The sequence below is a fragment of the Streptomyces albofaciens JCM 4342 genome, from assembly GCF_008634025.1.
Taxonomy (GTDB): Bacteria; Actinomycetota; Actinomycetes; order Streptomycetales; family Streptomycetaceae; genus Streptomyces; species Streptomyces albofaciens.
Genome location: NZ_PDCM01000002.1, coordinates 618,627 through 632,334, shown reverse-complemented (window position 1 = coordinate 632,334; position 13,708 = coordinate 618,627). Strand labels below are relative to the sequence as shown.

Sequence of the window (13,708 nt, the reverse complement as noted above, 5' to 3'; positions counted from 1 at the left end):
CCTCCGGAGGGCGACCACAGGTTTAGCCGTACCGGGCCGGGTGGACGTTGACGCTTGTCTGGACCTCTCCCTAGTGTCGAATGCGTCGGAGAGGTCGGAATTGCCTCCCGCGGCTACCGGGCCTTCGGTCGGCCCGGGGCGTTTCATTCTCCGGATGATTTCCCCACCTCGCTTGATTGCTCGTGCACTTCTGGTTACAGACGGGGGTTGGAAAGGATGTCGGTCCCTTGAAGTTTTCCGCTCTGGTGGATTCCCCGCAGATTTCGACAGGCCGGAGTGCGGCCGGCGCGGTCGCGACGGCCGTCGCCCCGGTCCGGCGGGAGGCGCGGCCGCCGTCCGACCGGCAGGGCGTGTGCATGGCCGTACTGGACCCGACGCTGACGATCCGTCAGGCAACACAGGAGTTCTTCCGCAACTTCGCGACCCCCGACGGGGCCGGTGCCGACGTACTGGCCGGCGCCCCCTCCGATTCCTCGACCACCACGGCCCCCGACGCCTGCGGCCGCGACTTCCGCGAGCTGGTGCACCCCAGCGTGCGGCAGCCGCTCATGCGGCAGTTCGAACGGCTGCTGAGCGGCCGCTGCGACCGGTTCTCCGCGCACGTCGTGGCGCTGCGGTCGGAGGGCGACGCGTTCACCGGCAGCCTCACCGCCACCGCGGTGAGCGGCTACGCCCCCGACCCGGCAGCGGTCCTCGTGATGATGCGGCCGGGGCAGAGCGCGGAGGGCGAAGCGGTGGTGGCGCCCCGCAAGAAATTACTCAGTGAGATCGACGCGAGAATCCTGGAGGGAATAGCGGCGGGCCTGTCCACGATTCCACTGGCCTCCCGGCTGTATCTCAGCCGGCAGGGCGTGGAGTATCACGTGACCGGACTGCTGCGGAAACTGAAGGTGCCCAACCGCGCGGCGCTGGTGTCCCGCGCGTATGCGATGGGCGTACTGACGGTGGGAACCTGGCCGCCCCGTGTCGTGGAGGGCTTCATCAAGTAACGCACCGGCAACATACCCGTAATCCCGGAGCTCGCCGAGCGCGGACTCACGGGCCGGTCCCCGCCCCGTGCCCGGCCCATGGTCCGAATGCGAGCCGACGGGACACAAGGCGCCGGGGTACCGCGGAGCATCGCGGTACCCCGGCGCCTCGTCGTGCGGCCGCGCCCGCGTCCCGGACGATTCTAGGGAATTCCATGGCCGCCCTTGTCGAGACTGGCCAGGTGGCGTGCGGGAAGTCGAGCTGCCTCGTGCCGGGCACGCAGATATCTCATCAGTCGCTGTGGAACAGCCGTCCCCAGTGCCGGATGCCCACAACGAAATCCTCTGCTGTCCGCCGGTCTTGAGATGGGTTGGGTTGAACGTGGCGAACATGGACCAGGAACAGAAACTCCGCGACTACCTGAAGCGGGCCAGTGCCGATCTGCGGCGCTCCCGCCAGCGGGTGGGCGAGCTGGAGGCGGCGGCCCGCGAGCCGATCGCGATCGTGGGCATGAGCTGCCGCTTCCCGGGAGGCGTACGCAGCCCCGAGGAGCTCTGGTCCCTGCTCGCCGCCGACGGGGACGGCATCACCACGGCCCCCACCGACCGCGGCTGGGAACTGGCGGCCGAGGACGCGGGGGAGTTCTCCGGCGGCTTCCTGCACGAAGCGGCCGACTTCGACGCCTCCTTCTTCGGGATCTCCCCGCGTGAGGCGCTCGCCATGGACCCGCAGCAGCGGCTGCTGCTGGAGTCCTCCTGGGAGGCCTTCGAGCGGTCCGGCATCGACCCGGCGGGGGTCCGGGGCACCCGCACGGGCATGTTCGTCGGGGCGATGCCCCAGGAGTACCGGGTGGGCCCGGACGACGACGTCCAGGGCTTCGCCCTGACCGGCACCACCACCAGCGTCATCTCGGGCCGGCTCGCCTACTTCTTCGGGGCCGTGGGCCCGGCGGTCACCGTCGACACCGCCTGCTCGTCCTCCCTCGTCGCCCTGCACCTGGCAGCCCACTCGCTGCGCCAGGGCGAGTGCTCCCTCGCGCTGGCCGCCGGTGTGACCGTGATGTCCAGCCCCACCACCTTCGTGGAGTTCAGCCGCCAGGGCGGGCTCTCCCCGGACGGGCGCTGCCGCTCCTTCGCCGACTCCGCCAACGGCACCGGCTGGGCCGAGGGCGTCGGCGTCCTGGTCCTGGAGCGCCTCTCCGACGCCCGCCGCAACGGGCACGAGATCCTGGCCGTGGTCCGCGGCTCCGCCGTCAACCAGGACGGCGCCTCCAACGGGCTGACCGCCCCCAACGGCCCCTCCCAGCAGCGGGTCATCGAACAGGCGCTGGTCAGCGCACGGCTCTCGGCCGACGAGATCGACGCCGTCGAGGCGCACGGCACCGGCACCACGCTGGGCGACCCGGTCGAGGCCCAGGCGCTGCTGGCCACCTACGGCCAGGGCCGCGACGCCGACCGTCCCCTGCTGCTGGGCTCCGTCAAGTCCAACCTCGGCCACACCCAGGCGGCGGCCGGCCTGGCCGGTGTCATCAAGATGGTGCTGGCCATGCGGCACGGCCTGCTCCCGCGCACGCTCCACGTGGACGCGCCGTCCTCACACGTCGACTGGACGCAGGGCGCCGTACGCCTGCTCACCGAGCAGGTCCCGTGGCCGCGGGGCGAACGGCCGCGCCGGGCCGGCGTCTCCTCGTTCGGGCTCAGCGGCACCAACGCGCACACCATCCTGGAGGAGGCCCCGGCCGCGCCCCAGGAGGACACCGAGCAGCCGGCCGCGCCCGAGCCCGTGGCGGCGGGCGCCGTCCCGTGGCTGATCTCCGGCCGTACCCGCGAAGCACTGCGCGCCCAGGCGGCGCAACTCCTCGAACACCTCACGTCCGCCCCCGGCGCCGCGCCGGTGGACGTGGCCTACTCCCTGGCCACCGCCCGCTCCGGCATGGAGCACCGCGCCGCCTTCACCGCGGCCGACCTGGACCGGGCGCGCGCCGCCCTCACCGCGCTGGCCGACGGCACGCCGGACCCGGGCCTCGTGCAGGACACCGCGCGGACCCGCTCCAAGCTCGCCTTCCTCTTCACCGGGCAGGGCTCCCAGCGGCCGGGCATGGGCCGTGAACTCGCCGCCCGCTTCCCGGTCTTCGCCACCGCCCTCGACGAGGTCATCGCCCACCTCGACCAGGGCCTCGACCGGCCGCTGAAGGAACTGCTGTTCGCCGCCGAGGGCACGCCCGAGGCGGCCCTGCTCGACCGGACCGGCTACGCGCAGCCCGCGCTGTTCGCCGTCGAGGTCGCGCTCTACCGGCTCGCCGAGTCCTTCGGCATCAAGCCGGACCATCTCGCCGGGCACTCCATCGGCGAGATCGCCGCCGCGCACGTGGCCGGCGCCTTCTCGCTGGCCGACGCCGCGGCCCTGGTGGTCGCCCGCGGCCGCCTCATGCAGGCGCTGCCCGAAGGCGGCGCGATGATCTCCCTCGAAGCCGCCGAGGAAGAGGTCCTGCCCCTCCTGGAGGACCGGCGGGACCGGGTGTCGATCGCGGCGGTCAACGGGCCCGCCGCCGTCGTGATCGGGGGGGAGGAGAGCGAAGCGGAGACCGTTGCCCGGCACTTCGCCGCGCTGGGGCGCAAGACCAAGCGGCTGCGCGTCTCGCACGCGTTCCACTCCCCGCTGATGGACCCCATGCTGGAGGAGTTCCGTACGGTCGTCTCCCGGCTCACCCCGCAGACGCCGGTGATCCCCGTCGTCTCCGGCCTGACCGGCACCCTCGCCACGGTCGAGCAGCTGGCCTCCCCGGACTACTGGGCGGACCACGCCCGGCACACCGTACGGTTCGCCGACGCCCTCGCCTGGCTCGACGGCCACGGCACCGCCACGTACCTGGAACTGGGCCCCGACGGCGTCCTGTCCGCCATGGCCCAGACCTGCCTGGCCGCGGCCGACGACGCCGCCGACGGCGTCCCCGCGACGCTCGCCGTACTGCGCAAGGGCCGCCCCGAGGCCGAAACCCTCACCGCCGCGCTGGCGGGCCTGCACACCCGCGGCGTCGCCGTCCAGTGGGAGCCCTACTTCCAAGGCACCGGCGCCCGGCGCGCCGACCTGCCCACGTACGCTTTCCAGCGCCGCCGCTACTGGCCCCGGAACGTGCCCGCGACCGGCGGTGACATGCGCGCCGCGGGCCTGGGCGCGGCCCACCACCCGCTGCTGGCCGCGGCCGTGTCGGTCGCCAACTCCGACGGCCTGCTGCTGACCGGCCGGCTGTCACGGCGCACCCACCCCTGGCTCGCCGACCACGCCGTACGCGGCACCGTGCTGCTGCCGGGCACCGCCTTCCTGGAACTGGCCGTACGCGCCGGGGACGAGGCCGGCTGCGGCCGCGTCGAGGAACTCACCCTGGCCGCCCCGCTGGTCCTGCCCGAGGAGGGCGGCGTCCAGGTGCAGGTGTGGGTGGGCAGCCCGGACGAATCGGGCCGCCGCGCCGTGAGCGTCCACTCGCGCCCCGACGGGCCGGAGGAACTGCCCTGGACCCAGCACGCCACCGGCACCCTCGTCGCCGGTGAGCACCGCACCGACTTCGACGCCACGGTCTGGCCGCCCGCCGACGCGCGTCCGCTGGACCTCGACGGCTTCTACGACCGCATGGCCGACTCCGGCTTCGGATACGGGCCGCTGTTCCAGGGCCTGCGCGCCGCCTGGCGCGGCGGCGACGCCGTCTACGCCGAGGTGACCCTGCCCGGGGCCGACGGCGCCGACGCCGCGTCCGCCACCTCCTTCGGGATCCACCCGGCCCTGCTGGACGCCGCGCTGCACGCCGCGGCCTTCGCCGACCTGGGCGAGCAGGCCCGCGGCGGCCTGCCCTTCGCGTGGCAGGACGTGACCCTGCACGCGAGCGGGGCGAGCACGGTCCGTGTGAAGCTGACCCCGGCCGACGACGACGCCGTGTCGATCGCCGTCGCCGACACGACCGGCGCGCCGGTCGCCTCCATCGGCTCGCTGGTCCTGCGGTCCGTGCCCGACGAGCAGCTCGCCGCCGCCGACGCCCTCGTCCGGGACGCGCTGTTCGAACTGCGCTGGACCGAGGCGCACCAGACCGCCCCCGCGGCGTCCGCCACGGTCGCCGTCCTCGGCCAGGACGTCTTCGGCCTGGAGCAGGCCCTCGCCTCGCCGGACCGTACGGTGACGGAGCTGCCCGGCCTGGACGCCGGCACCGATGTACCGGACGTGGTCCTCGCGCCCATCGCGGGTGCGGACGGCGACGAGGTCACCGGCGCCGTCCACGCCCGCACCGCCCACGCCCTGGAACTCCTGCGCACCTGGCAGGCGGACGAGCGGTACGCCGCATCCCGGCTCGTCCTCGTCACCCGTGGTGCGGTCGCCACCGACGCCGAGCAGGCACCGGACCCGGTGGCCGCCGCCGTCTGGGGCCTCGCACGGGCCGCGCAGAGCGAGCACCCCGGCCGCTTCGCGCTGCTCGACCTCGACCCCGGCACCACCGAGCCCGCCGCCGAACCGCTGTCGCGGGCCCTGGACCTGTCCGCGGACGAGCCGCAGGCCGCCGTACGCGGCACCGCCGTGCTCACCGCGCGGCTCGCCCGCGCCCAGGCGCCGCGGACCGCCGCGGAGTGGGACCCCGAGGGCACCGTGATCCTCACCGGCGCCACCGGCGGACTGGGCCGCGTACTGGCCCGGCACCTGGTCGCCGAGCGCGGCGTACGGCACCTGCTGCTCGCCAGCCGCCGCGGCGCCGAAGCCGACGGCGCCGCGGAGCTCGTCGCCGAACTGACCGGGCTCGGCGCGCAGACTGCCATCACGGCCTGCGACCTGGCCGACCGCGCCGCCGTGGACCGGCTGCTGGCCGGTGTGCCCGCGGAGCACCCCGTCACCGCCGTCGTGCACAGCGCCGGAATCCTCGACGACGGCGTGCTCGCATCGCTCACCCCCGAGCGGATCAGCGCGGTGCTGCGGCCCAAGGCCGACGCCGTGTGGCACCTCCACGAGGCCACCCGCGGCCTGGACCTGGCCGCCTTCGTCGTCTTCTCCTCCCTGTCCGGCACCGTGGGCGCCGCGGGCCAGGGCAACTACGCCGCCGCCAACGCCTTCCTCGACGCGGTCGCCCAGCTGCGCCGCGCCCAGGGCCTGCCGGGCCTCTCCCTGGCCTGGGGCCCGTGGGCGCCCACCGCCGGGATGACCGGCGGCCTCACGGACGAGGACCTCGACCGGCTGGCCCGGATGGGCACCCCCGCGCTCACCGAGGAGCAGGGCGTCGCCCTGTTCGACGCGGCCACCGCCACGGACGCCGCCGTCCTGCTGCCGACCCGGCTCGACCTGTCCGTCCTGCGCCTCCAGGACCAGCTGCCGCCGCTGTGGCGCGGCCTGGTCCGTACCCCGGCCCGCCGCGCGGTGGTCTCGGGTTCGGAGGCCGCCGTCACCCTCGTCCAGCGGCTGTCCCGGCTGCCGGAGACCGACCGGCGCGAGGTCGTGCTCGACCTGGTGGCCGGTCAGGTGGCCGCCGTCCTCGGCCACGCCGGCACCGCCGACATCGACGCCCGGCGCCCGCTGCGCGAGCTGGGCTTCGACTCGCTGACCGCCGTGGAACTGCGCAACCGGCTCAGCGCCGCCACCGGCCTGCGCACCGCCGCGACGGTCATCTTCGACCACCCGACCGTCGACGCCCTCGCCACCCACATCCTCGACGGGCTCATGGGCTCCGAAGCCGCCGCGGCGGTCCAGGGCCCCCGTGCGGCCACCGACGACGACCCCATCGTCATCGTGGGCATGAGCTGCCGCTACCCGGGTGGCGTCGCCTCGCCCGAGGACCTGTGGCGGCTGGTCAGCGAGGGTACGGACGCCATCTCGGGCCTGCCCGCCGACCGCGGCTGGGACCTGGACGCGCTCTACGACCCGGACCCGGACCGCATCGGCACCTCGTACTCCCGCTTCGGCGGATTCCTGCACGACGCCGCCGACTTCGACCCCGCCTTCTTCGGCATGAGCCCCCGCGAGGCGCTGGCCACCGACTCCCAGCAGCGGCTGCTCCTCGAAGCGTCCTGGGAGGCCGTCGAGCGGGCGGGCATCGACCCGGTGTCGCTGCGCGGCAGCCAGACCGGCGTGTTCGCGGGCGTCATGTACAACGACTACGGGACGGTGCTCGGCGGCGGGCAGTTCGAGGGCCACCAGGGCAGCGGCACCGCCCCGAGCGTCGCCTCCGGGCGCATCTCGTACACCCTCGGCCTCGAAGGCCCCGCCGTCACCGTCGACACCGCGTGCTCGTCCTCGCTGGTCGCCATGCACTGGGCGATGCAGGCGCTGCGCGCGGGGGAGTGCTCGCTCGCGCTGGCCGGCGGCGTCACGGTCATGTCCACACCGGGCGCCCTGATCGAGTTCTCCCGGCAGCGCGGTCTGTCCCCGGACGGCCGCTGCAAGGCGTACTCCGACAGCGCCGACGGCGTCGGCTGGTCCGAGGGCGTCGGCGTCCTGGTCCTGGAGCGCCTCTCCGACGCCCGCCGCAACGGGCACAAGGTCCTGGCCGTGGTCCGCGGCTCCGCCGTCAACCAGGACGGCGCCTCCAACGGGCTGACCGCCCCCAACGGCCCCTCCCAGCAGCGGGTGATCCGGCAGGCGCTGGCCGCCGCCGGACTGTCCGCCGCGGACATCGACGCCGTGGAGGGCCACGGCACCGGCACCACCCTGGGCGACCCCATCGAGGCCCAGGCCCTGCTCGCCGCCTACGGCCAGGAGCGCGACCCCGGGAGCCCGCTGCTGCTGGGCTCCGTGAAGTCCAACATCGGCCACACCCAGGCCGCGGCCGGTGTCGCCGGTGTCATCAAGATGGTCATGGCCATGGAGCACGGCGTGCTGCCCCGCACCCTGCACGCCGACGCGCCGTCCTCGCACGTGGAGTGGGACTCCGGCGCGGTGCGCCTGCTCACCGAGGAGACGCCCTGGCCGCAGGCCGGCCGGCCGCGCCGCGCCGCCGTCTCCTCCTTCGGCTTCAGCGGCACCAACGCCCACCTCATCGTCGAGGAGCCCCCGGCCGCCCCCGAGCAGCGCGAACAGCCCGCGCTCAGCCCGGCCGTGGTGCCCTGGACCCTGTCCGGAAAGAGCCGGGCCGCGCTGCGGGACCAGGCCGCCCGCCTGCTCTCCTTCCTCGACGAGCGCCCCACCGCCGACCCGGCCGACATCGCGCTCTCCCTCGCCACCACCCGCTCGGCCTTCGACCAGCGCGCCGTCGTCACCGGCGACCGGGACGAACTGCTGCGCGCGCTGGCCAGCCTGGCCGCCGACCGCCCCGACTCCGCGCTCACCGAGGGCGAGACCGGCGGCGCCGGCAAGCTGGCCGTGATGTTCTCCGGGCAGGGCAGCCAGCGCCCCGGAGCGGGCCGGGAACTCGCCGCCCGCTTCCCCGCGTTCGCGCAGGCCCTGGACGAGGTGTCCGCCGCGCTCGCGCCGTACCTGGACCGCCCCCTCAAGGACGTCCTGTTCGCACCGGAGGGCAGCCCCGAGGCGGAACTGCTGGACCGCACCGAATGGACCCAGCCCGCCCTGTTCGCCTTCCAGGTCGCGCTCCACCGGCTGCTGGGCACCTGGGGGATACGCCCCGACATCCTGATGGGCCACTCCGTCGGCGAGATCGCCGCCGCGCACGTCGCGGGCGTCCTCTCGCTGCCCGACGCGGCCCGCCTGGCCGCCGCGCGCGGACGGCTGATGCAGGAACTGCCCGCCGGCGGCGCGATGATCTCCCTGGAGGCCACCGAGGAGGAGGCCGCGCCGCTGCTCGCCGGGCGCGAGCACGAGGTGTCGCTCGCCGCCGTCAACGGGGTCCGCTCCGTCGTCGTCGCCGGGGACGAGACCGCCGCCGGGGAGATCGCCGCCCACTTCGCGGCGCAGGGCCGCAAGACCAAGCGCCTGAAGGTCAGCCACGCCTTCCACTCGCCGCTCATGGAGCCCGTACTCGACGGCCTCCGCGAGGTCGCCGCGCAGCTCACCTACGGTACGCCGGAGGTGACCATCGTCTCCGGGCTGACCGGACGGCCCGTCACCGACGACGAACTGCGCTCCCCGGACTACTGGGCCGCGCACGCGCGCGGCACCGTCCGCTTCGCCGACACCGTGCGCGCCGCGCACGCCAACGGGGCCGGCACCTTCCTCGAACTCGGCCCCGGCAGCACCCTGTCCGCACCCGCCCAGGACGCCCTGGGCGATGACGCGGACGCCGACTTCCTGCCGCTGCTGCGTGCCGACCGCGGCGAGGAGCGCTGCGCGGCCACCGCGCTGGCCCGCCTGCACGTACGCGGTACGGCCGTCGACTGGCCCGCGTACCTCGCCGGCACCGGAGCCCGTACGGTCGGCCTGCCCACCTACGCCTTCCAGCACGAGCGCTACTGGCCCGAGCCCGGCCCGGCCCGCCCCGCACCGAGCACGGCCGACCCGGCGGACGCCGAGCTGTGGGGCTCCGTCGAGCGCGGCGACGCCGCCGAACTGGCCGCCCTCCTGGGGCTGCGCGACGAACAGCACGCCTCCCTGTACGCACTGCTGCCCGCACTGTCGTCCTGGCGCCAGCAGCGGCACGAGAAGGCACTGCTCGACTCCACCCGCTACCGGGTCGCCTGGCGGCCCGCACGCGCCGCCGCCGCGCCCGTACTCGACGGCACCTGGCTGCTCGTCACCGCCGACGGCATCGACAGCGACGCGATCCTGGACGCGCTGCGCGGCCACGGCGCCCAGTTCGAAACCCTCGTCCTGGACGCCGCCGCCTGCCGCGACCGCGCGGAACTCGCGGCCCGGCTCGACGCCGTACGCACGGAGGAGCACGCCTTCTCCGGCATCCTGTCCCTCCTTCCGCTCGCCGACGGGCCTGACCGGCAGCTGGACGCCGAACCGTCGACCGGGCTCGCGCTCAGCCTCGTACTGACCCAGGCGCTCACCGACACCCCGCTCGACGCGCCCCTGTGGACCCTGACCCGCGGCGCGGTCACCACCGGCCCGGACGACCCGCTCACCAACCCCCTCCAGGCAGCGGTCTGGGGACTGGGCCGCGTCGCCGCCCTGGAGCACCCGCAGCTGTGGAGCGGCCTGATCGACCTGCCGGCCACCCTCGACGCCCCCGCCACCCAGCACCTCGTCAGCGCGCTGGCCGCGCGGGGCGGCGAGGACCAGCTCGCGATCCGCGCCACCGGCGCGCTCGGCCGGCGCCTGGTACGCCACCCGCAGGCCGAACTTCCCCCGGCCGACGCGTTCACCGCGCGCGGCACCGTGCTCGTCACCGGCGGTACGGGCGCCCTCGGCGCCGAGGCGGCGCGCTGGCTCGCCCGCAGCGGCGCCGACCACCTCATCCTCACGAGCCGCCGCGGCCCCGACGCCCCCGGTGCGGCCGAACTGGCGGCCGAGATCGAGGAGTTGGGTGCCGGGGTCACCATCGCGGCCTGCGACACCGCCGACCGCGACGCGCTCGCCGCCGTCCTGGCCGCCGTACCCGCCGACCACCCGCTGACCGGCGTCGTGCACGCGGCAGGCGTCGGCCAGAACGCCGCCCTCGCCGACACCCCGCTGGACGGGGCCGCCGCGGCGATGGCCGCCAAGATGCTCGGCGCGGCCCACCTCGACAGCCTCCTGGACGGCCACGACCTGGACTTCTTCGTCCTCGTCTCGTCGATCGCCGGTGTGTGGGGGAGCGCCGGGCAGAGCGCCTACAGCGCCGCCAACGCCTACCTCGACGCCCTCGCCGAGCACCGCGCGGCGCGCGGGCTGCCCGCCACCTCCGTGGCCTGGGGCCCGTGGGCCGAGGCCGGCATGGCCACCCACGAGGCCGTCACCGAGGACCTGCGCAGGCGCGGACTGCGCTTCCTCGTGCCCGCGACCGCCATGACCGAACTGCGGCGCGCCGTCGTCCAGCGGGACGTCACGGTCACGGTCGCCGACATCGACTGGGAGCGCTACCACCCCGTCTTCACCTCCACCCGCCGCAACGTCTTCTTCGACGAACTCGGCGAGGTCCAGGCCCTGGCGCGCGCCGAGAGCACCGCCGAGAGCGCGGCGCCGGAGTTCGCCGCCCGCCTTCGGGGCCTGGCCGAGGACGAGCAGGAGCGGCTGCTGGCCGACCTGGTGCGTGCCGAGGCGGCCGTCGCCCTCGGCCACGACTCCGCCGACGCCATCCCGGAGCGGCGGGCCTTCCGCGACGCCGGTTTCGACTCGCTGACCGCCGTCGAACTGCGCAAGCGGCTGGCCGCCCTCACCGGCCTCAACCTGCCCGCCACCCTCGTCTTCGACTACCCGACGCCCACCGTCCTCGCCCGCCACCTGCGCGAGGAGATCCTGGGCACCGGCGGCGCGCAGGCCGCGGCCGTGGCCGCCTCCTCGGGCGGCTACGACGAGCCCATCGCCATCGTCGGCATGAGCTGCCGCTTCCCCGGCGGCGTCCGCTCCCCGCGGCAGTTCTGGGAGCTGATCTCCGACGGCGTCGACGCGATCAGCGACTTCCCCGTCAACCGCGGCTGGGACACCGGCCTCCACCACCCCGACCCCGACCACCCCGGCACCACCTACTCCAGCCAGGGCGGCTTCCTGCACGACGCGGGCGAGTTCGACGCCTCCTTCTTCGGCATCTCGCCGCGCGAGGCCCTGTCGATGGACCCCCAGCAGCGGCTGCTGCTGGAGACCACCTGGGAGGCGTTCGAGTACGCCGGCATCGACCCCACCACCGTCCACGGCAGCGCGACCGGCACCTTCATCGGCTCCACCTACCAGGAGTACGGACTCGGCATCGAGGACGGCTCCGCCGGTCACCTGGTGACCGGCACCAGCCCCAGCGTCCTCTCCGGGCGCCTGGCCTACCTCTTCGGTCTCGAAGGGCCGGCGGTCACCGTCGACACCGCCTGCTCCTCGTCGCTGGTCGCCCTGCACCTGGCCTGCCAGTCGCTGCGCAACGGCGAAAGCTCCCTGGCGCTGGCCGGCGGCGCGACCGTCATGACCAACCCCAACCCGTTCGTCGCCTTCAGCCGCCAGCGGGCCCTGGCCGGCGACGGCCGCTGCAAGGCGTTCGCCGACGGCGCCGACGGCATGACCCTCGCCGAGGGCGTCGGCATCCTCGTCCTGGAGCGCCTGTCGGACGCACAGCGCAACAGGCACGACATCCTCGCCGTCGTCCGCGGCTCGGCCATCAACCAGGACGGCGCCTCCAACGGCCTGTCCGCCCCCAACGGCCCCTCCCAGCAGCGCGTCATCCGCCAGGCCCTGGCCAACTCGGGGCTCGACCCGGCGGACGTCGACGCCGTCGAGGCCCACGGCACCGGCACCGCCCTCGGCGACCCGATCGAGGCGCAGGCCCTGCAAGCCACCTACGGCCGGGACCGCGACCCGCACCGCCCGCTGCTGCTCGGCTCCGTCAAGACCAACATCGGCCACACCCAGTCGGCGGCCGGTGTCGCCGGTGTCATCAAGATGGTGATGGCCCTGCGCGAGGGAGTGCTGCCGCGCACCCTGCACGCGGGCACCCCCTCCGGCCACATCGACTGGACGCCCGGCACCCTCGCCCTGCTGAACGAGCCCGCCGAGTGGTCTGAGGGCGAGCGCCCGCGCCGCTGCGCGGTCTCCTCCTTCGGCATCAGCGGGACCAACGCCCACACCATCCTCGAAGAGGCCCCCCGGCCGCAGGAGACGGCTCCCGCCGAGCCGGTGCCCCCGGCCGGTGACGCGGTGCCCTGGGTGCTGTCCGCCCGTACCCCGGGCGCACTGCGCGCCCAGGCGGCCAACCTCGCCGCGCACCTCGACGGCGAGCGGGCGCCCGGCGCGCTGGACGTCGCCCACAGCCTGGTCGCCTCGCGCACGCTCTTCGACCACCGCGCCGTCGTCGTCGGCACCGACGACGCCACCCGGCGGGCGGCCCTGGACGCCCTGGCCACCGGTGGCTCCGCGCCCGGCGTCGTCCAGGGCACGGCCGACACCGAGGGCAAGACCGTCTTCGTCTTCCCCGGCCAGGGCTCCCAGTGGGCCGGCATGGGCGCGCGGCTCCTGGAGGAGTCCCCGGTCTTCGCCGAGCGGCTGACCGAGTGCGCCACCGCCCTGTCGGAATTCACCGACTGGTCCCTGCTGGACGTGCTGCGCCAGGTGGAAGGCGCGCCGACGCTGGACCGCGTCGACGTCGTCCAGCCCGCCTCCTTCGCCGTCATGGTCTCCCTGGCCGCGCTGTGGTCCGCCCACGGCATCACCCCCGACGCCGTCATCGGCCACTCGCAGGGCGAGATCGCCGCGGCCGCCGTCGCCGGGGCGCTGTCCCTGGAGGACGCGGCCCGGGTGGTCGCGCTGCGCAGCCAGGCCATCGCCCGCGGGCTGGCCGGGTCCGGCGGCATGATGTCGGTCCCGCTGCCCGCCGCCGAGGTCGAACAGCGCCTCGCCGCGTACGAGCACCTGTCGATCGCCGCCGTCAACGGCCCCCGCTCCACCGTCGTCTCCGGCGCCACCGCCCCGCTGGACGCCCTCCAGGCCGAGCTGGTCGGCCAGGACATCCGCGCCCGGCGCATCGCCGTGGACTACGCCTCGCACTCCGCGCAGGTCGAGATGGTGCGCGACGAACTGCACACCGTCCTCGCGCCGGTGCGCCCGCGCCCGTCCGAGGTGCCCTTCTTCTCCACCGTCACCGGCGACTGGCTCGACACCACCGCCATGGACGGCGACTACTGGTACACCAACCTGCGCCAGACCGTCCGCTTCCAGCACGGCATCGGCGAACTCCTCGCCCAGGGCCACCACTTCTTCA

2 protein-coding genes (1 of these 2 running past the window's edge) are annotated in these 13,708 nt (G+C 74.9%); both read left to right on the top strand.

Features of this window, described 5'->3' with window-relative positions:
* Positions 1-227 precede the first annotated feature (227 nt).
* Positions 228-989, top strand: a complete 762-nt coding sequence (locus tag CP973_RS23300; protein WP_150244618.1) for a response regulator transcription factor — start codon at positions 228-230, stop codon at positions 987-989.
* 370 nt (positions 990-1,359) lie between these two features.
* Positions 1,360-13,708 carry the start of a type I polyketide synthase gene (locus CP973_RS23295; RefSeq protein WP_150244615.1) on the top strand. It continues 16,064 nt past the right edge of the window, so 12,349 of the gene's 28,413 nt are visible here — the first part of the coding sequence; the start codon lies at positions 1,360-1,362; its stop codon lies beyond the right edge, outside the window.